The 19,267-nt window shown below is 67.4% G+C and carries 23 protein-coding genes; 9 read left to right on the top strand and 14 right to left on the bottom strand.

The annotated features are described in order from the left end of the window. The 3 genes from WA965_RS06860 to WA965_RS06850 form a co-directional block, all read left to right on the top strand. A partial coding sequence (locus WA965_RS06860) for a DUF222 domain-containing protein (protein ID WP_526447260.1) occupies positions 1-665 on the top strand: 665 nt, incomplete at its 5' end. A gap of 189 nt (positions 666-854) precedes the next feature. Next, positions 855-1,226, top strand: coding sequence for a hypothetical protein (locus WA965_RS06855; RefSeq protein WP_347133435.1), 372 nt, complete (start codon positions 855-857; stop codon positions 1,224-1,226). Between the two features lie 9 nt (positions 1,227-1,235). Beyond that, positions 1,236-2,135 carry an NAD-dependent epimerase/dehydratase family protein gene (locus tag WA965_RS06850; RefSeq protein WP_526303264.1) on the top strand — a complete coding sequence of 300 codons (900 nt, stop codon included), beginning with the start codon at positions 1,236-1,238 and terminating at the stop codon, positions 2,133-2,135. 22 nt (positions 2,136-2,157) lie between these two features. Here WA965_RS06850 and aldR read toward each other — a convergent pair whose 3' ends face one another. Continuing rightward, positions 2,158-2,673, bottom strand: coding sequence for an HTH-type transcriptional regulator AldR (gene aldR, locus WA965_RS06845; protein ID WP_526303265.1), 516 nt, complete (start codon positions 2,671-2,673; stop codon positions 2,158-2,160). 95 nt (positions 2,674-2,768) lie between these two features. On the opposite strand from aldR, the gene ald reads away from it, so the two are divergent. Further along, complete coding sequence (gene ald, locus WA965_RS06840; RefSeq protein WP_526303266.1) at positions 2,769-3,884, top strand: alanine dehydrogenase; 1,116 nt, start codon at positions 2,769-2,771, stop codon at positions 3,882-3,884. On the opposite strand, the gene WA965_RS06835 is transcribed toward ald, so the two are convergent. After that, a complete protein-coding gene (locus tag WA965_RS06835) occupies positions 3,881-4,267 on the bottom strand; it encodes a YchJ family metal-binding protein (protein WP_526303267.1) in 387 nt (128 codons plus the stop codon). The genes ald and WA965_RS06835 overlap by 4 nt on opposite strands. Positions 4,268-4,313: 46 nt before the next feature. Between WA965_RS06835 and WA965_RS06830 the strand changes: the two genes are divergently transcribed. After that, entirely contained in the window at positions 4,314-4,871 is a 558-nt protein-coding gene (locus WA965_RS06830) for a DUF4334 domain-containing protein (protein ID WP_526303268.1), read from the top strand. On the opposite strand, the gene bla is transcribed toward WA965_RS06830, so the two are convergent. The 6 genes from bla to WA965_RS06800 form a co-directional block, all read right to left on the bottom strand. Continuing rightward, positions 4,854-5,765: a class A beta-lactamase gene (gene bla / locus WA965_RS06825; protein WP_526303269.1), complete on the bottom strand. Its 912-nt coding sequence runs from the start codon at positions 5,763-5,765 to the stop codon at positions 4,854-4,856. The genes WA965_RS06830 and bla overlap by 18 nt on opposite strands. Before the next feature lie 18 nt (positions 5,766-5,783). Then, a complete protein-coding gene (locus WA965_RS06820; RefSeq protein ID WP_178362335.1) occupies positions 5,784-7,130 on the bottom strand; it encodes a M16 family metallopeptidase in 1,347 nt (448 codons plus the stop codon). Beyond that, on the bottom strand, positions 7,108-9,381 hold the full coding sequence (locus WA965_RS06815; protein WP_526303270.1) for a polyribonucleotide nucleotidyltransferase: 2,274 nt from the start codon (positions 9,379-9,381) through the stop codon (positions 7,108-7,110). The genes WA965_RS06820 and WA965_RS06815 overlap by 23 nt, the downstream gene beginning before the upstream one ends. 334 nt (positions 9,382-9,715) lie before the next feature. Continuing rightward, positions 9,716-10,207: an LppU family putative lipoprotein gene (gene lppU / locus WA965_RS06810; protein ID WP_526303271.1), complete on the bottom strand. Its 492-nt coding sequence runs from the start codon at positions 10,205-10,207 to the stop codon at positions 9,716-9,718. Between the two features lie 10 nt (positions 10,208-10,217). Further along, positions 10,218-10,487: a 30S ribosomal protein S15 gene (gene rpsO / locus WA965_RS06805; RefSeq protein WP_178362332.1), complete on the bottom strand. Its 270-nt coding sequence runs from the start codon at positions 10,485-10,487 to the stop codon at positions 10,218-10,220. A gap of 166 nt (positions 10,488-10,653) precedes the next feature. Further along, a complete protein-coding gene (locus WA965_RS06800) occupies positions 10,654-11,628 on the bottom strand; it encodes a bifunctional riboflavin kinase/FAD synthetase (protein WP_178362331.1) in 975 nt (324 codons plus the stop codon). Positions 11,629-11,708: 80 nt separating this feature from the next. Here WA965_RS06800 and mntR point away from each other — a divergent pair, with 80 nt between their 5' ends. Together mntR and WA965_RS06790 are read left to right on the top strand one after the other, a co-directional pair. Next, positions 11,709-12,419, top strand: coding sequence for a manganese-binding transcriptional regulator MntR (gene mntR / locus WA965_RS06795; RefSeq protein WP_178362330.1), 711 nt, complete (start codon positions 11,709-11,711; stop codon positions 12,417-12,419). Between the two features lie 12 nt (positions 12,420-12,431). Next, positions 12,432-12,863, top strand: a complete 432-nt coding sequence (locus tag WA965_RS06790) for a type II toxin-antitoxin system Rv0910 family toxin (RefSeq protein WP_526303272.1) — start codon at positions 12,432-12,434, stop codon at positions 12,861-12,863. On the opposite strand, the gene WA965_RS06785 is transcribed toward WA965_RS06790, so the two are convergent. From WA965_RS06785 to pptH, 4 genes are all read right to left on the bottom strand, one after another. Then, entirely contained in the window at positions 12,860-13,297 is a 438-nt protein-coding gene (locus WA965_RS06785; RefSeq protein WP_526303291.1) for a hypothetical protein, read from the bottom strand. The two genes, WA965_RS06790 and WA965_RS06785, sit on opposite strands and share 4 nt — an antisense overlap. Before the next feature lie 140 nt (positions 13,298-13,437). Beyond that, the gene (gene truB, locus WA965_RS06780) at positions 13,438-14,334 is read right to left on the bottom strand and encodes a tRNA pseudouridine(55) synthase TruB (RefSeq protein ID WP_178362328.1); all 897 of its coding nucleotides are present in this window, start codon (positions 14,332-14,334) and stop codon (positions 13,438-13,440) included. A 35-nt stretch (positions 14,335-14,369) separates the two neighbouring features. Beyond that, positions 14,370-15,047 carry a 4'-phosphopantetheinyl transferase PptT gene (gene pptT / locus WA965_RS06775; RefSeq protein ID WP_178362327.1) on the bottom strand — a complete coding sequence of 226 codons (678 nt, stop codon included), beginning with the start codon at positions 15,045-15,047 and terminating at the stop codon, positions 14,370-14,372. Then, positions 15,044-15,991 carry an ACP phosphodiesterase PptH gene (gene pptH, locus WA965_RS06770; protein ID WP_178362326.1) on the bottom strand — a complete coding sequence of 316 codons (948 nt, stop codon included), beginning with the start codon at positions 15,989-15,991 and terminating at the stop codon, positions 15,044-15,046. Before pptH ends, pptT begins: the two co-directional genes overlap by 4 nt. A 153-nt stretch (positions 15,992-16,144) precedes the next feature. Here pptH and WA965_RS06765 point away from each other — a divergent pair, with 153 nt between their 5' ends. Together WA965_RS06765 and WA965_RS06760 are read left to right on the top strand one after the other, a co-directional pair. Further along, on the top strand, positions 16,145-16,729 hold the full coding sequence (locus WA965_RS06765; RefSeq protein ID WP_178362402.1) for a DUF3558 domain-containing protein: 585 nt from the start codon (positions 16,145-16,147) through the stop codon (positions 16,727-16,729). A 21-nt stretch (positions 16,730-16,750) separates the two neighbouring features. Further along, on the top strand, positions 16,751-18,415 hold the full coding sequence (locus WA965_RS06760) for a CocE/NonD family hydrolase (RefSeq protein ID WP_526303273.1): 1,665 nt from the start codon (positions 16,751-16,753) through the stop codon (positions 18,413-18,415). On the opposite strand, the gene WA965_RS06755 is transcribed toward WA965_RS06760, so the two are convergent. Together WA965_RS06755 and WA965_RS06750 are read right to left on the bottom strand one after the other, a co-directional pair. After that, positions 18,404-18,964 carry a DUF1802 family protein gene (locus tag WA965_RS06755; RefSeq protein ID WP_526303274.1) on the bottom strand — a complete coding sequence of 187 codons (561 nt, stop codon included), beginning with the start codon at positions 18,962-18,964 and terminating at the stop codon, positions 18,404-18,406. The genes WA965_RS06760 and WA965_RS06755 overlap by 12 nt on opposite strands. Next, on the bottom strand, positions 18,961-19,227 hold the full coding sequence (locus WA965_RS06750) for a DUF2277 domain-containing protein (RefSeq protein ID WP_178362323.1): 267 nt from the start codon (positions 19,225-19,227) through the stop codon (positions 18,961-18,963). The genes WA965_RS06755 and WA965_RS06750 overlap by 4 nt, the downstream gene beginning before the upstream one ends. Positions 19,228-19,267: the final 40 nt, after the last annotated feature.

Below are 19,267 nucleotides of genomic sequence, written 5' to 3'. Positions count from 1 at the left end.
TCATCATCCGCACCACCCTGCAAGACCTCGAGAGCAGAGCCGGGGTCGGTGTCACCGGCGGTGGCACCGTCATGCCGATCAACGACGTGATCCGCCTCGGCGCCCACGCCCACCACAGCCTCGCGGTATTCGACCGCGCCACCGGATCCGCCCTGGACCTGTTCCGCACCAAACGCGTCGCCTCGATCGCCCAACGGCTCATGCTCGCCGCCCGCGACGGCGGCTGCACCAAACCCGGCTGCACCGTCGGCATCTACGGCACCCAAGTCCACCACGCCACCGCCGACTGGAACGACGGCGGCAACACCAACATCGACGACCTCGGCCTGGCGTGTGGACCCGACAACAGAATGGTCAACACCCACGGCGGCTGGACCACCACCATCAACGACCGCCACGAAGTCGAATGGATCCCACCACCGGGACTGGACACCGGCCAAGCACGGATCAACTACTACCACCGCCCCGAAGCCCTCCTCCGCCCACCAGATGAACCCCGACCCGGCGACGCCGAACCGATCCCGTCCGAGCCGATCGACCCTGAACCGATCGACCCTGAGCGGGTTGCCCCCGAACCCATCACCCACGAGGAACTCGACCCCCAACCGAGCGACCACACCAGCGAACCCGGCGGACCCGCACCACCCGACAACCAAGCAGCCTGACCGCTGCAGATATCGGTTGCCGACAACTCGCCAGTCCGCACCATCGGGGACTGTGGATTTGTCGGTGATTCCGGCCTGACATGCTGAGCGTTGCTGGGCGGGGGAAGTTGCCCGGCGACGACCCGCCCGATGGTGGCGACTTACCCGAAGACAGCAAAGATCCGTGACGCGCTGTCTACGCTCCATGGTGTGAAGAGCATTGTTTCCGCCGTGATTGCCGCCGGCCTGGCATCCGCGGGTGTCCTGGCTGCGCCGGCCATCGCATCTCCGGGGAGTTACGGCAGCAATGGCGTGTTCGGCGTCAGCACCCAGCCGCGCGAGGGCTGGGCGACCACGTTCATCCCACCGGGCCGTTACCGCGTCGACCAGTCTCCCAGCATGCGGCCCTACCAGAGCGCTCCGGGCTACTGGCTGCGGTGTCGCGACTTCCCCTGTGCAGGAACATCTCCCGCCAACATCATCGCCACGGGCGGTGCGCTGCGCGACGCGCCGACGTTTGTCGACATCCTGCCCGACGACGTGGCTGTGAGCCTGTACAACGTCACGCTGACAGCGGCGTAGAGCCGACCCGTGCGCGGCTACAAGATCCTGGTCACCGGCCCGACAGGCCAGGTCGCGACTCCGCTGGCCAAAGCACTCGCGGCCGACAACGAAGTGTGGGGCATCGCCCGCTTCAAAGATGCCTCGGCTCGCGCCGATCTGGAGGCGGCAGGGATTCGTTGCAAGACAGTCAATCTGGCCTCTGGCGATTTTTCGGGCATCCCCTCCGACTTCGACTATGTGCTCAATCTGGCGGTGGCCAAGAGTGGCCGCTGGGACAAGGATCTCAGTGCCAACGCAGAATCAGTCGGCCTGCTGATGGCGCATTGCCCTGACGCGAAAGCGTTTCTGCAATGCTCCTCAGCCGCCGTGTACGACCCGCCGGACGACGAGCCCCGCACCGAGGCAACTGCCCTCGGCGACAATCACAAGTCGCTGTTCCCCACCTACTCGATCTCCAAGCTCGCCGGCGAAGTGGTGGCACGTTCGATGGCGCGCACCCTCGGCACGCCGACCGTCATCGCGCGCCTGAACGTGCCGTACGGCAACTACGGCGGCTGGCCGTTCTATCACATGGAGATGCTGCTGAATGGCGTTCCGATCCCGGTTCCACCCGGAGGGCCGGCGCGCTACAACCCGATCCACGAGGACGACATCATCGCGACTCTGCCCAAGCTGCTCGACGCCGCGTCAGTACCGGCCACGACGGTCAACTGGTGTGGGGAACAGGAAGTCAGTCTTCAGGAGTGGGCCTCGTACATCGGTTCGCTGGTCGAGCGGGAGCCGGTCTTCGAGGAAAGTCTCGAGGCGTTGCGCGGCGGGCCCACCGATGCCACCCGGATGCGTGAGCTCACCGGCGGCACCACGGTCGACTGGCGTGACGGAATCCGACGCATGGTCACGACGTTCCATCCCGAACTGGTTCGTTGACCGACGCGACCGCCGCCTTCGCTCACAACGGCGACGCACCCCGGAGATGCTCGAAGATCAGGGAGGTCTGCGTCCCGGCGACATCCTCGTCGGCGTTCAGATTCTCCACCACGAACGAGCGCAGATCGTCGGTGTCGCGCGCGGCGACGTGCAGGATGAAGTCGTCGGCGCCCGCGAGGAAGTAGACATCCATCACCTGGGGCTTCCGGCGGATCTGCTGGATGAAGTTGCGGATCTTGCTGCGCGCGTTGAACTGCAGGTTGACCGAGATCATCGCCTGCAGGTTCAGGCCGATCGCCGCCGGGTCGATGTCGGCGTGGAATCCACGGATCACCCCGATGTCCTGCAACCTGCGCACCCTCCCGTGACACGTCGACGGCGCGATTCCGACGAGGTCGGCCAATGCGCTGTTGGACATGCGGGCGTCGGCATGCAGAGCGGTCAGAATCCGGCGATCGACGTCGTCCACGGGGCTGGGCCGAACATCCTTCGACGGTCGCGCTTCTCGTCGCCCGTACTCCGGCAATTCTTCAGCCATTGCCACATCGTAGCGAATTGTTGTCGTTATTATTGCGTCCAATCGGACAGTTCTTCACAATTGAACGCAACCCACCACGATTCTGAGGAGCGATCATGCGTGTCGGCATCCCGACCGAGATCAAGAACAACGAGTACCGCGTCGCCATCACCCCGGCAGGCGTGGCCGAGCTGACCCGCCGCGGTCATGACGTTCTGGTGCAGGCCGGCGCCGGCGCCGGCTCGGCGATCTCCGACAGTGACTTCAAGGCCGCCGGCGCGCAGGTCATCAACACCGCCGACGAAGTGTGGGCCGAGGCCGACCTGCTGCTCAAGGTCAAGGAGCCGATCGAGGCCGAGTACAGCCGGATGCGCAAGGGCCAGACGCTTTTCACCTATCTGCACCTGGCGGCGTCCAAACCCTGCACCGATGCGCTGATGGCCTCGGGAACCACGTCGATCGCCTATGAGACCGTGCAGACCGCTGACGGTGCGCTTCCGCTTCTGGCGCCGATGAGCGAGGTCGCCGGACGCCTCGCCGCACAGGTCGGCGCATACCACCTGATGCGCACCCAGGGCGGTCGCGGTGTGCTGATGGGCGGCGTCCCCGGCGTCGCACCGGCCAAGGTCGTCGTCATCGGCGGCGGAATGGCCGGTGACAACGCGGCCGCCGTCGCGTGGGGCATGGGCGCTCATGTCACCGTGTTCGACCTCAACATCAACATCCTGCGCAAGATCGACGCCGAGTACGGCGGCGCGATCGAGACCCGCTACTCGTCGACGCTCGAACTCGAGGACGCGGTCAAGCAAGCCGACCTGGTGATCGGCGCGGTGCTGGTGCCCGGCGCCAAGGCGCCCAAGCTGGTCACCAATTCGACTGTCGCGCAGATGAAATCGGGTGCGGTGTTGGTCGACATCGCCATCGATCAGGGCGGCTGCTTCGAGGACTCCCGGCCCACCACCCATGACGATCCCACCTTCGCCGTCCACGACACCGTGTTCTACTGCGTTGCCAACATGCCCGGCGCGGTACCGCGGACCTCGACGTTCGCGCTGACCAACGCCACCATGCCGTACGTGCTCAAACTCGCCGACAAGGGCTGGAAGGCCGCCTGCGCTGCCGACGACTCGCTGGCGAAGGGCCTGTCGACACACGAGGGCGCGCTGCTGTCCGAACAGGTGGCCGCAGATCTCGACCTCCCGTTCACCGACCCGGCCGACCTGCTGGCCTAACGGAACAACTCCCCGTCGAGGTAGAACCATCGACGGGCTCTCACAGCGAACCGGGACCGCTCATGGAGCGTCCCGGTTCGTTGGCTGTCGAGGTACCGCGCGCGAAACTCGACCTCGCCCGTCTGGTCGCCGGGCCCGCCCGCGACACAGTCGATGATGTCGAGTCCTGTCCAGATCAGTCCGGCGTCGTCGACGCGGTCCGGGCGGGTGCGGGGATGCCAGGTGCGCCAGAGATAGTCGACGTCACCGGTCGCAAAGGCGGTGTACCGCGACCGCATGAGTTGCTCCGCGGTCTGGGCTTCCCGGTCCCCGGTGTGCAGCGGCAGACAGCAACGGCCGAAGGGATCATCGCTGCCGCAGGGGCATGGACTGTCTGACCGCACAGCCATAGTGTGCCCGATTTGACAGGTGTCAAGTAGAGTCTGGGGCATGCTTTCGCTCACCGACGTCCTTCCTGATGCCCCGACCACGACGGCCGAGGCACTGACGCTGTTCGATTCACTGTCGGCTGTGGACTCCGAATTCATGATCGGCACCTGGCACGGCGCAGAGCTGCCGACCAACCATCCGCTCGACGGCATGCTGGCGGCCAGTGGCTGGTGGGGCAAGGCGTTCGTGGACGCCGAGACCGTGCACCCGCTGCTGTTTCCCACCGGTGACCCCACCGCGTTGTGGCCGCTGAACCCGGCGCTGGCGTTCGGTGGACTCGGTCTGGCCACCAAGATCCCGGCACTGAAGAAGCAGAGCTTTGCGGGCACCATCACCAGGCTCAAGCCCGCGCTTCAGGCGCGTGGGCCCAAAGCTCGGCTGCGCACCACCCGCTACCGCGGCGTTGACACCGCGACGATGGTGTATGACCAGTTGCCGATCAACGACGTGTTCCGACTGCTCGACGACCGGACGGTCCTCGGCGCGATGGACCTGCGCGGGATCAAGGCGCCGTACTTCTTCGTTCTGCAGCGCGACGACTCACTGCAGCTTGTATAGATCGGCGACGGCGAGCGCGGCCAGTTCGCCGATCAGCGCACGCTGGTTCGGCGCATCCGGATCGTCTGCGGCCGTCGTCGTCATGATCGACAGAAGTAACCGCTGCCCGTCGGGCGCGTAGGCGACACCGATGTCGTTTGTCGTTCCGTAATCGCCACTGCCCGTCTTGTCCGCGCTCGTCCACCCCGCGGGCAGTCCCGCGCGCATGCTCGACGTCTCATTGGCCCGCATCCAGCCCTCGAGCCGACGGCGGTTCTCGTCACCGAGCGCCCCGCCGGTCAGCAGGTTGCGGTAGCCGACGCCCACGGCGACGGGCGTGGTCGTGTCGCGGGGATCGCCGGGAACAGCAGAGTTCAACTCGGTCTCCCACCGGTCCAGGCGGGACTCATCATCACCGATGCTGCGCGCAAGATCGGTGATCGCGGGCGGTCCGCCGAGCACCCGGAGCAGAAGGTTCGCCGCGGCGTTGTCACTGACCTGCAACGTCGCCTGGCACAGCTCGGCCAGCGTCATCGTCGCTCCCACCCGTGTCCCGGTCACCGGCGAGTGGGAGATGATGTCGGTCGGCTCGACCCGGACCGCATCGGTCAGCGAGAGCTCGCCGCGTTCGGCCCTCTGCAGAATCGCGGCGGCGGCGTAGGTCTTGAAGGTCGAGCACAGGGCGAAACGCTCCTTGGCGCGGTGGGCCAGCCACCGACCGCTCGCCACATCGACCGCCCAGAGACCGACAACCACGTTGTACTGCCGCTCGAGTGCTTCGATCCGCTGGTCGGTCGGCGGCACCGGCGGGTTGGGATCGTCCGGCCCGGCCAGCACGGTGGGATCAGCACATGCCGCCAGCGCAGCGAGTGACAGTCCCCCGAGAACAAGGCGCCGTCTGGACAGCGAGGTCACGCAGACGAGGCTAGGCGATCAACCCGCGATCGTCTGCAGCGCCTTCGGCAACGACCGCTTCCCGCGCACCGGCCCGAGGACCGCCGCGCCGAACGGGCGGGAGAGCAGCAGCCGCGCCACGGCGTTGACCTCGTCGAGGGTGACGGCGTCGATGTGGGCCAAGGTGTCGGCGATGCTGCGATGTTCTCCGTAGTTCAGCTCGCTGCGCCCGATGCGGTTCATCCGCGACCCCGAGTCTTCGAGGCCCAGCACCAGCCCGCCGCGCATCGACCCCTTGGCGATTCGGCATTCGTCGGCGGTGATCCCGTCGCGGCCCACATCGGCGAGCACGTCGGTCGTCACCCGGACGACCTCGTCGAACCGCTCGGGCAGACACCCGGCGTAGATCGAGAGTGCGCCGCTGTCGGCGAACGTGTCCACCGTCGAGTACACCGAGTAGGCAAGCCCGCGCGTCTCCCGAATCTGTTGGAACAGACGCGAACTCAGCCCGCCACCGAGTGCGGTGTTGAGCACCGACAGTGCCCAGCGGTGGTCCCAGTGCCGTCCCGGGGTTCGTACCCCCATCGACAGGTGGGTCTGCTCGGCGTCCCGGCTCACCAGCTGCAGAGTCGGATTGCCCGGCACGCGCCCGGTTCCCTTACGCGGCGCCAGCGGAGACCGGCCGCGCACCAACCGCGCACTGAAGTGCTCGCGCACCAGGCCGACGACTTCGTCGTGGTCGACGTTTCCGGCGACGGCGACGACCATCCGGTCAGGGGTGTAGCGGCGGACGTGGAACGAGTGCAGTTGCGCGCGTGTCATCGTCGAGATCGACTCCACGCTGCCGATCACCGGACGGCCGACCGGGTGGTCGCCGAACATCGCCGACAGGAAGAGGTCGCCGAGCGTGTCCTCCGGGTCGTCGTCGCGCATCGCGATCTCCTCGAGCACGACGTCGCGCTCGATGTCCACGTCGTGCTGTGCGCAGCGCCCGTTCAGCACGACGTCGGCGACCAGATCGACGGCCAGCGCCAGATCCGCGTCGAGGACATGCGCGTAGTAACAGGTGTGCTCCCTGGCGGTGAACGCGTTCAGCTCACCGCCGACGGCGTCGACCGCCTGCGCGATCTGCACCGCAGTGCGCGTCGGCGTCGCCTTGAACAACAGGTGCTCGAGGAAGTGCGCGGCGCCGGCCACGCTGCGGCCCTCGTCGCGGGAGCCGACACCGACCCACACCCCGACCGAGGCCGAGTGGACGTGCGGGATGTGCTCGGTGACCACACGCAGGCCACCGGGCAGATCGGTGCGGCGCACCGCGAGGGACGTGTCATCGTTGCGACGTCCCTTCCGCAGCGACCCCGAGCTAGCTGCTGGTGGTCGCGGCATCTACCGACGCGGGCTCGGACTCGGGAGATGATTCGGCTGAGTCACCCTCGGCGACGAGGACCAGCGAGATCTTGCCCCGGTTGTCGATGTCGGCGATCTCGACCCGCAGCTTGTCGCCGACCTTGGCGACGTCCTCCACCTTGTTGACCCGCTTGCCGCGGCCCAGCTTGGAGATGTGCACCAGTCCGTCCCGTCCCGGCAGCAACGACACGAACGCACCGAAGTCGGTGGTCTTGACCACGGTTCCGAGGAACCGCTCGCCCGTCTTGGGCAGCTGGGGGTTGGCGATCGCGTTGATCTTGTCGATCGCGGCCTGCGCTGCTTCCCCGTTGGAGGCGCCGACGAACACGGTGCCGTCGTCCTCGATGGAGATCGACGCACCGGTCTCCTCGGTGATCGAGTTGATCATCTTGCCCTTGGGCCCGATGACCTCGCCGATCTTGTCGATCGGCACCTTGATCGTGGTGATGCGCGGCGCGTAGGGGCTCATCTCGTCGGGCTCGTCGATCGCCTCGCCCATCACCTCGAGGATGGTGATCCGGGCTTCCTTGGCCTGCGCCAGCGCGCCGGCGAGGACCTGAGACGGGATGCCGTCGAGCTTGGTGTCGAGCTGCAGCGCGGTGACGAAGTCCTTGGTGCCTGCGCACTTGAAGTCCATGTCACCGAAGGCATCCTCGGCGCCCAGGATGTCGGTCAGGGTGACGAAGCGACGCTCGGTCTTTCCGTCCACCTCGACGTCGTCGGACACCAGGCCCATCGCGATACCGGCGACCGGAGCCTTCAGCGGCACCCCGGCGTTGAGCAGCGACATGGTCGAGGCGCACACCGATCCCATCGATGTGGAGCCGTTGGAGCTCAACGCCTCCGACACCTGACGGATCGCGTACGGGAACTCCTCGACGCTCGGCAGCACCGGCATCAGCGCCCGCTCGGCGAGCGCGCCGTGGCCGATCTCGCGCCGCTTGGGCGACCCGACCCGACCGGTCTCACCGGTCGAGTACGGCGGGAAGTTGTAGTGGTGCATGTAGCGCTTGGTCTTCTCCGGCCCCAGCGAGTCGATCTGCTGGGCCAGCTTGACCATGTCGAGGGTGGTGACGCCCAGGATCTGGGTTTCGCCGCGCTCGAACAGCGCACTGCCGTGGGCCCGCGGCACGATGGCCACCTCGGCGGACAGCGCGCGGATGTCGGTGACACCGCGACCATCGATGCGGAAGTGGTCGGTGAGGATCCGCTGGCGGACCAGCTTCTTGGTCAGCGACCGGTAGGCCGCGCCGATCTCCTTCTCGCGGCCGGCGTAGGTGTCACCCAGACGCTCGAGCACCTCGACCTTGATCTCATCGGTACGGGAGTTGCGCTCGTCCTTGCCCGCGATGGTCAGCGCCTTGGACAGCTCCTCGGTGGCGACCGAGGACACTGCGTAGAACACGTCGTCCTGGTAGTCGGGGAACACCGGGTAGTCGCGGGTCTCCTTACCCGCGGCGCCCGCCAACTCCTGCTGGGCGGTGCACAGCGCGGCGATGAACGGCTTGGCAGCCTCGAGCCCTTCGGCAACGACGGTCTCGGTGGGAGCGGTGGCACCACCGGCCACCAACTCGATGACCTTGGTGGTCGCCTCGGCCTCCACCATCATGATCGCCACGTCGTCTTTACCGTCGCCGTCCTGGACCTTGCGGCCCGCGACGACCATGTCGAACACGGCGTCCTCGAGCTGTTCGACCGTCGGGAACGCAACCCACTGGCCGTTGATCAGCGCGACCCGCACGCCACCGACCGGGCCCGCGAACGGCAGTCCGGATATCTGGGTGGATGCCGACGCGGCGTTGATGGCCAGCACGTCGTACAGATCCTTGGGGTCAAGGCTCATGACGGTGACCACGACCTGGATCTCGTTGCGCAGACCCGAGACGAAGGTCGGGCGCAACGGCCGGTCGATCAGTCGGCAGGTGAGGATGGCGTCGGTGGACGGGCGGCCCTCACGGCGGAAGAAGGAGCCGGGAATCCGCCCGGCGGCGTACATCCGCTCCTCGACGTCGATCGTGAGCGGGAAGAAGTCGAAGTGATCCTTCGGATTCTTGCTGGCGGTGGTCGCCGACAGCAGCATGGTCTCGTCGTCGAGGTACGCGACGACGGCGCCGGCGGCCTGCTGGGCCAGCCGACCGGTCTCGAAACGGATGGTGCGGGTGCCGAAGCTCCCGTTGTCGATCACGGCGGTGGATTCGAACACGCCGTCCTCAATTTCAACTACAGACATAGACGTCCGTACGGCCTCTCTGGGTCATCATTCAGCTGTTTCGCGTGATCACTGCGCGCTGAAGGCTGTCGGTTACGGACAACCTCAAGTGTCTCGCGACAGGCCCGGATGCGTCGACGGCCGTCAGTCGAAGCGGCCGGAGTACCTCCGGCAGCCACTACCGAAGACCGCACGATCGGGCGGTGTCAGTCGTGTCACGCGGGAACGGCGCACGCGGTTCTGCGCGGACCGCACCCGGTTGCTCGCGCCATACGGCTGGCGAACGCACCCATCGTACATCCCGCTGTGTGCGTAATCCCTAATCCGGGGCACGTGCCGCATGGGGGCGGAACCGTCACGCCACGTCTTCCACACACACCGTGAAGTCGCGTTCGTCGTAGGCGTAGCCCAGCCCGCTGGCGCACAGGTCGGCGCTGGCGACCTCGTCCAGTATCTGCGTGGCCCGCTGACGACCGGGTACCGCCGTGTCATCGCACTCGGTCCGCACCGGATCCTCGCCGGTCTCCCGGGCGATGCTCATGCACCCGCCGACCACCCAGTCGATGTCCAGGCACACGGTGGTTCGCGAATCGGAGAACGAACTGCCCATCGAGTAGTAGGAGTCGACGTCGGTCGGGCATTCGTCGGTCTCCTCGACCACGGCGACGACCTTGTAGTTCGACTCGGTCGTGCCGCAGGGCACTTTCCTCGCCTCCGGCCGATCGGGTGGACCACCTGTTTCCAGGCAGTCGCCCACAACCACGTCGGCGGTGGCCGCCGAACGGCAACCGGCCAATCCCCCCGCTGCGATGATCGCGACCGACGTGATCACGAACAGGGTTCGCATGGGGCCAGGGTCAGCGACGCAGGCCGAGGCGCTCGATCAGCGAGCGGTAGCGCTGGACGTCGACCTGAGCGACGTACTTCAGCAGCCGGCGACGACGGCCGACGAGCAGCAGCAGACCCCGTCGCGAGTGGTGGTCGTGCTTGTGGGTCTTCAGGTGCTCGGTGAGGTCCACGATCCGCTTGGTCAGCAGTGCGACCTGGGCCTCCGGAGAACCGGTATCGGTGTCGTGCAGGCCGTACTGGCCGAGAATGTCTTTTTTCTGTTCGGCGGTGAGCGCCACGAAACAACTCCATCACATCGGTCCGCGATCAGGGCGTCGGAAAAGCTCCACTGGAGCATCCAACGGGCGCGGCCACCGCGAACTGCAGCACGCGCCGTGTCGAGGTGGGAGTTTAGCAGCGCGGCCGGCACCCCGGCGAATCCGCTGAGCTGCCACGAGCTAGGGGTCAGCGCGCGGCCAGGATGGTGCGCGCGCGTTCGGTGTCGGCGCCCATCGCCGTCACCAGGTCGGCCACCGAATCGAATCTCTCCTGACCGCGCAGGCGTGCGACGAAGTCGACCGCCACATGCTGGCCGTACAGATCGGCCGCGGTATCCAGGACGAACGCCTCGACGGTGCGGGTGCGCCCGGAGAAGGTCGGGTTGGTGCCGACAGACACCGCGGCCTGGTAGCGCTCGCCCGGCGTGACGGAACCGACGACGGGTCCGTGCCCGAGGACGGTGAACCAGGCGGCGTAGACACCGTCGGCCGGGATGGCCGAGTACATCGGCGGGGCGACGTTCGCCGTGGGATAGCCGAGCACCTTGCCGCGCCCGTCCCCGCGGACCACCACGCCCTCGACCCGGTGCGCGCGGCCCAGCGCTTCCGCGGCTGCGACCATGTCACCGGCGTCGACACAGGACCGGATGTAGGTCGAGGAGAACGTCACGGTCTCGTCCCGGTGGTGTTCGGCGACCAGCGACAGCGAATCCACCGCGAATCCGAACCGCTCACCCGCCTTGCGGAGGAGCCCGACGTTGCCGGCGGCCTTCTTGCCGAAAGTGAAGTTCTCCCCGACCACGACCTCGACCACGTGGAGTCGCTCGACCAGCAGCTCATGGACGTAGCGGTCCGGGGTGAGCTTCATGAAGTCCGTGGTGAAGGGCACGACGAGGAAGACGTCGATCCCCATCTCCTCGACCAGCTCCGCGCGCCGCGTCAGAGTGGTCAGCTGAGCCGGGTGACTACCGGGAAAGACGACCTCCATCGGGTGCGGGTCGAAGGTCATCAGAACCGTCGGGACACCGCGCGACCGTCCCGCCTTCACCGCACGACTGATCAGCTCCTGGTGACCTCGGTGGACACCGTCGAACACGCCGATCGTGACGACACATCGGCCCCAGTCGGTGGGGATTTCGTCCTGCCCCCGCCAGCGCTGCACGCCGCTAGCCTACGGCCCGAGTGCAACACCGGCCCAGCAGCACCACCAGATCAGGTGATGATTGCCTAAACTTTGTGCTTGTGAGTCCTGACGACACCCCCCGCGACCTGACGACGGTTGCCCAGGACTACCTGAAAGTGATCTGGACCGCCCAGGAGTGGTCGCACGAGAAGGTCAGCACCAAGCTGCTGGCCGACCGCATCGGCGTCTCGGCCAGCACCGCGTCGGAGTCCATCCGCAAGCTCGCCGATCAGGGCCTTGTCGATCACGAGAAGTACGGCGCGGTCACGCTGACCGACGCGGGACGACGGGCGGCGTTGGCGATGGTCCGCCGGCACCGACTGATGGAGACCTTCCTGGTCAACGAACTCGGCTACGGCTGGGACGAGGTGCACGACGAGGCCGAGGTCCTCGAGCACGCGGTATCCGACCGGATGCTGGACCGGATCGACGCCAAGCTCGGGTATCCGACGCGTGATCCGCACGGTGATCCGATTCCGGCCGCCGACGGTCAGGTCCCGACCCCGCCGGCGCGTCAACTGTCGGTGTGCCAGGACGGCGACGCCGGAACCGTTGCGCGGATCTCCGATGCCGACCCGGAGATGCTGCGATACTTCGACACCGTCGGGATCAGCCTGGACTCCCGACTGCGGGTGGTGGCGCGGCGCGACTTCGCCGGAATGATCTCGGTGGCCGTGCAGAACCCGGGCAACCCGCCTGTCGAGGGGGATGCCGAGACCACTGTCGACCTGGGAAGCCCTGCTGCACAAGCAATCTGGGTCATAGCGTAGGAGGATTCGGTCATGGCGAAACTAGAGCTGTCGCGCACGCTGGCGCTCCCCCCGGAGGAGGCGTGGGCGCACGCCTCCGATCTGACCACGCTGGGTGACTGGATGACGATGCATCAGGGTTGGCGTTCGGACCTGCCGGACACGTTGGAGGTCGGTGAGAAGGTCGTGGGTGTCGCGGGCGCCAAAGGCATGCGTAACCGGGTGACCTGGACGATCCGCAAGTTCGATCCGCCCTCGGAGATGGAGATCAGCGGCGAAGGCGTGGGCGGCACCCGATACAAGCTCGCGATGAAGGTCGCCTCGGCCGCCGACGGCTGCAAGTTCACCGTGCGCATGGATCTCGGCGGGGCGCCGCTGTTCGGCCCGATCGGGTCTGCGGCGGTCCGCGCGGTCAAGGGCGACATCGAGAAGTCGATCGAGAAGTTCGAAGAGCTCTACACCTAGAAGGTCCAGGTGCCTTCGGGCTGGACGACAAAACCGTGCTCGCCATAGTGGCGATCGGGCGGGTCGGGGGTGTCTGCAGCCCAGGAGTCGGGTTTGCGCGCCAGACACGCCAGGGAGGTGTCGCTGATCACGGCACACTCGACGCCGTTGCCCGCAGCGAACTTCGAACCCGTCGGCAGGAGTAGATACGGGTCGGCGTCAGTGCCGGTGTCGTCCGTCGTCATCAACGTGCCCTCGCGGGTCAGCGACACCCCCACCGAATCGACACCCTCCTGGGTTCCGGGAACCGGCCCGAAGCAGACCACCCCGAGATCGGGGATGAGGCTGTTGCGGCACTGCAGACCCGACGGCGTGCTGAATGCCCAGCCCGAACTGCTCGGGTGCGCACCGAACACTTGGTAGGGACCCGGGTCGACAGCCGGGTAGCCGTCCAGGTCCGGGAACGCCTCCGGCAGCGCCGCGGCGGTCGGTGCGCCGCTCACCGCCGCGAGTACCCCTGCCACCACAACCGCCGCGCCTGTTCGAGTTCTCCGTGAAATCCGCACGGATGTTCATCGTCGACGCCGCCAGCGTGTTACCCCTGGAGCGTCGCAGGCCGGATCACGACAACGCTTCTGGTACGGGCACCTGCGTCCTCCAGCAGGGCCATCACCCGGCCGTCCGGCGCCGCTGCGGCGTACAGCCCGTCGACACCCGCCGACTGCAACGGCCGGCCGTGGCCGACATCGATCGCCTCGTTCTCGGTGAGGTCGCGGCGCGGAAACGCCTGCAGACACGCCTGGTCCAGCGTGCACGACAGCGCCGGATCATCGGCCAACTGCTCCAGGGTGCGGGCCTGCTCGAGCCCGAACGCCCCGACACGGGTGCGCCGCAGCGCGGTCAGGTGCCCGCCGACACCGAGTGCGGCGCCGACATCCCGGGCGAGGGCGCGGATGTAGGTGCCACTGGTGCAGTCCACGTCGACATCGACGTCGACGACACCGGGAAGGCCGACCTCCCGCCGCACCTCACGCACCTCGAATCGGTCGATCCTGACCCGACGCGGCTTCAATTCGACGGTCTGGCCGTCGCGCACCAGTTGGTAGGCACGCTTGCCGTCGACCTTGATCGCGCTGACCGCCGACGGGATCTGGTCGATCCCGCCACGCAACGGCGCGATCGCCGATTCGAGCTGGCTCTCGGTCACCGCGGCGGCCGAAACCGATTGCAGGACTTCACCTTCAGCGTCTTCGGTGGACGTCGTCTGCCCCAAACGGATCGTCGCGAAGTAGGACTTGTCGGTGGCCGTCAGCAGCCCGAGGATCTTGGTCGCACGCTCTATCCCGATGACGAGGACACCGGTGGCCATCGGGTCCAGCGTCCCCGCATGCCCGACCTTGCGGGTGCCGAAGAGTCGCCGGCATCGGCCCACCACATCGTGGCTGGTGAGCCCGCCCGGCTTGTCGACGACGACGAGTCCCGGCTCGGTCACCCCTTCCCGGGTCGCTGCGCTCCTGCCCTCCGGGGTCACAGCACGATCGCCGTCAGGGCAATCCCGTTCTGCACCGACCAACGACCCGACAGGGCCGTCAGCGGCGGCCCGGATTCGGCAGAGGGGTCGATCAGGATCTCCGAGGTGAAGGTTCCCCTCTGGCCCGAGTCGTCCACGTCGAACACGATGTGGGCGTCCTCGAAGCCCAGCCACCGGTGCGTCAACGGAAACCACGCCTTGTAGGTCGCCTCCTTGGCGCAGAACAACACCCGGTCCCAGTGCACCCCCGAGGGCATGGCCCGCAGTTCGTGCCGTTCGATGGGCAGACTGATCGCGTCGAGCACTCCGTCGGGCAGCACGCCGTGAGGTTCGGCGTCGATGCCGACCGAGCGGACCTCCTCGCGACGACCGACAGCGGCCCCGCGGAAGCCCTCACAATGGGTCAGACTGCCGACGACCCCGGCCGGCCAGCACGGTTCGCCCTTGTCCCCCTTGAGGATCGGCACCGGCTCCAAGCCGAGGTCGACAAGTGCCTGACGCGCGCAGTACCGCACGGTGATGAACTCGTTGCGCCGCTTGGCCACTGACCGCGCGATCAGCGGTTCCTCTTCGGGCAGCGGCGCGAGTTCCTTGGGGTCGGAGTACATCTCGGCGGCGGCCAACGCGTTCACCGAGCCGGGCAGCACCCCGGCGAGCAGCGTCGCTGCGATCATGCACGGTCCTTGATCCGCTGCTGCATCGTCTCGGCGTGCTCGCGCATCTCCTGGGTGATCTGGAAATGCCCGCCGAACTCGTTGAGATAGCCCGGCGCGTACTTCGGGTCCGGCAGGATCTGGCGAAGCCATCGATACGGCCTGCGGCGCCGCCATTCCCGCGGATAGCCGACCGACACTTCCTCGAAGCGCACCCCGTCGTACCAGGTGGTGCGTGGGATGTGCAGGTGTCCGTAGACCGAGCAGACGGCGTTGTAGCGGGTGTGCCAGTCCGCGGTGGCGGTGGTGCCGCACCACAGCGCGAACTCCGGATAGAACATCGCGTCGCACGGTTCGCGCACCATCGGGAAGTGGTTCACCTGTACAGTCGGCATCATCCAGTCCAGATCCTCGAGTCGCTTGCGGGTGTAGGCGACCCGGTCGCGGCACCAGGCGTCGCGCGTGGCGTAGGGCTCCGAGGACAGCAGGTACTCGTCGGTGCCGACGATGTTGCGCTCTCGTGCGATCGCCAGGCCCTCAGCCTTGGTGCCCGCCCCCTGCGGCAGGAACGAGTAGTCGTACAGCAGGAACATCGGGACGATGGTCGCCGGACCACCCTCCTCGGTCCAGACCGGGTACGGGTGCTCGGGGGTCACGATGCCCATCTCGTCGCACATGTTGACGAGATAGTCGTAGCGGGCCTTCCCGTGGATCTGCATCGGGTCGCGCTGGGTGGTCCACAGCTCGTGATTGCCCGGGATCCAGATCACTTTCGCGAAACGTTTGCGCAGCACGTCGAGGGCCCACCGGATCTCGTCGGTGCGCTCGGCCACGTCGCCGGCCACGATCAGCCAGTCATCGGGTGAGGCGGGGTGCAGCGACTCGGTCACCGGCTTGTTCCCGGTGTGTCCGGTATGGAGGTCACTGACGGCCCACAACGTCGGACGTCGGTCGTCACTGGTCACAACCCGTCAGCCTACCGGCGCGCCGCGGCACCGCCGTCCCGGCAACTAGAACAGGTTCTAAGTTCCGTCCCGACGGCGCGGCCCGGCCCGCTACACTCCCGGGCAGGGTCGGACCATTCGGCGGTGCGCGCCGCCACGAGATCAGGGGGTGCGATGGTCGCCAAGCTGCGACTGCTCTCAGCGCTGTGTGCGCTGGTCGCCGCAGTTGTGGTGGTCTGGCAAGCAAATCCCGCCGGCCCACTGAACGCCGACCGCATCGAGCTCAGAGCGACCGGCGCCCCACTGCCCGCCGTGTCGACGACCATCAAGTATCCGGTCATCGATCTGGTGGATCCCGATCCGTTCGACCCGTGCCGGGACATCCCGCTCGACGTCGTACAGCGCATCGGGCTGGCAGTCACCCCACCGACGCCGGAGGACAGCCTGCGCTGCAAGTACGACGCGGGCAACTACCAGATGACCGTCGAGGCGTTCGTGTGGCGAACTTACGAGCAGACCCTGCCCGCAGATGCGGTCGAACTCGACATCAACGGTCACCGGGCCGCTCAGTACTGGATCATGAAGCCGACCGACTGGAACAACCGCTGGTGGATCACCTGCATGGTGACGTTCAAGACCAGTTACGGCGTCATCCAGCAGTCGCTGTTCTACTCCCCCATCTACTCCGAGCCCGACCCGGACTGCATGCAGACGAACTTGCAGAAGGCGCACGAGCTGAGCCCGTTCTACGTCTACTGACCTCCGGTCCCCGTCGGCCGGATGCGTAGCCTCGTCAGCGTGACGCTCCAGCAATCCGTCCTGCGCAAGCTCAGCAGTGTGCTCGAGCTGCCACCGTCGACCACCGATTTTGTCGTCGACCGTGGACAGCTGGTGCCGATGCGCGACGGTGTCGACCTGGTCGCCGACCACTACGCGCCCCGGACAACGACGCCGGTGGGCACGCTGCTGGTCCGCGGGCCGTACGGGCGTGGCTGGCCGTTCGCCGCGCTGTTCGGCTCGGTGTACGCCGCGCGCGGCTACCACGTGCTCATCCAGAGCGTGCGCGGCACGTACGGCTCCGGCGGCGAATTCAGCCCGATGGTCCACGAGATCGACGACGGCGCCGACACCGTCGCCTGGCTGCGCGACCAGCCGTGGTTCACCGGCACCTTCGGCACCGTGGGACTGTCGTATCTGGGGTTCACCCAGTGGGCGCTGCTGGCCGATCCCCCGCCGGAGATGAAGGCCGCGGTGATCACCGTCGGACTTCACGACGCCAGCGGGCCACGTTGGGGTGCGGGGTCTTTCGGCCTCAATGACTTCCTGGGCTGGAGTGATCTGGTCGCCAACCAGGAAGACCCGCGGCGGTTGCGGGTGCTGATGCGCCAGGCCCGCGCCCAACGACGGGTCACCGAGGCATCGCTGGGACTACCGCTCGGCGAGTCCAGTCGGACACTGCTCGGGAACGGTGCAGGCTGGTTCGAGTCGTGGCTCGAGCACCCGCAGGCCGACGATCCGTTCTGGGCCAAGGTCAATCTGCGCGACGCGCTGGACCGGGCAGAGATCCCGGTGCTGCTGCTGACCGGCTGGCAGGACCTGTTCGTCGACCAGACCCTCCATCAGTACCACCGGCTGCGCGACCGTGGGGTGACCACCGGCCTCACAGTCGGTCCGTGGACACACAGCCACATGATGACCAAGGCCGCCCCCACCGTGATCCGCGAATCGCTGGACTGGCTCAACACCCATCTGGGCGGCGCGCCCGAGCAGCGATCGGCGCCGGTGCGCATCCACCTCGACGGCCAGGGGTGGCTCGACCTCGCCGACTGGCCGCCCGCGATGCCCGAGCGAGAGCTCTACCTGCAGCCGTCGGGCGGGCTGTCGGACACCGTTCCCTCGTCCGGCAGCGCGACCTCGTCTGACACAGCGACCTTCGTCTACAACCCCGCCGACCCGACACCCACCGTCGGGGGCCGACTGCTGTCCCCGGTGGGCGGCTACCGCGACGACACGTCTCTGGCCCGTCGCGCCGATGTGTTGACGTTCACCGGCGACCCGCTGCCCGCCGACCTCTACGTCGTCGGGACGCCGGCGCTCGAGCTGGAACACTCCTGCGCCAACCCTCACAACGACCTGTTCGTGCGGATCAGTCAGGTCGACGAACACGGCCGCTCACGCAACGTCAGCGACGGGTATCTCGCCTCGGCGCCTGATTCCGGGACCGTGCGGCTTCACCTCGACGCAGTCGCCCATACGTTTCCGGCGGGTTCCCGCATCCGGGTGGTCATCGCCGGCGGCTCGCACCCCCGGTTCCTGCGCAACCTCGGCACCGGCGAGTCCGCCGCCACCGGGACCAGGCTCGCCACCGCCCGGCACACCGTCCACCTGGGAGCCGCTACCCGGCTGATCCTGCCCGCCGGCGAGCGCCCGCCGTCAACCGACTGATCGGCGTACCTCGGCGGCGACGCCCTCGAGAGTCGCCTGGTCGTGCACCGGTGCGGCCCACTGCGGGTCGACCGGCAGCTGCACCCAACTCGAGCAGCCGCGGTAGTCAGGCGTGCGCGCCAGCCGCACAGGCTCGACCAGCGGAGCCGCCGAGACGACCAGCACCGTCAGCCGATGTCTGGGCCGGAAGTCGAGCCGGTCGGCACGCACCGAGTCCGCCGTCCAGATGTGATGCAGCGCAATCGCATCCAGCTTCTCAGGCCTGGTGACCTCGACGGCGGCCACCACCCGCGCACCGGCACGCAGCACGACGTCGTCGGTTGTGCTGTCCCCCGACGCGGACTCCAGGAGACGTCGATGCTCGGGGCGCACCCGATCGGCGTGGCTGTGGGCGACCGTCGGGAAGAGCAGGAAACGCGATGCGGTCACCTCGAACCGCTTCTCGTGGATACCACCCTTGCGCAGCAGTACGGTCTGCCTGCCGTCGAGCAACGCATGCACGACCGCACCCCACTCCTTGAGCGCAGGCTGGGTCAGCGTCGCGGTCATCGGAGGTTGAGTCGGGCTCGGACCTCCGGGCGACGCAGCGGCGGAACCGTTTTCGGCGGCTGCCGGCGTGGCTGCAGACCGGCGAGCAGCCGCTCGGTGGACGCGGTGACCTCGGCGACCGCGGCTTCGAAGACGTCGACGTTGGCGCCCGAGGGCCTGGTGATCCCGCTGACCTTGCGGACGTACTGACGCGCTGCGGCCTCGATCTCCTCGGATGTGGCCGACGGTTCCAGACCCCGCAGCTCGGTGATGTTTCGGCACATGGTCTCCACGATAGGCCGGAAAACCCGTGCCGATACGGTG

This window comes from Mycobacterium sp. (genome assembly GCF_049683935.1).
GTDB lineage: Bacteria > Actinomycetota > Actinomycetes > Mycobacteriales > Mycobacteriaceae > Mycobacterium.
Note: the sequence above shows the minus strand (reverse complement) of the source record. Positions and strands in the feature narration are given on the sequence as shown.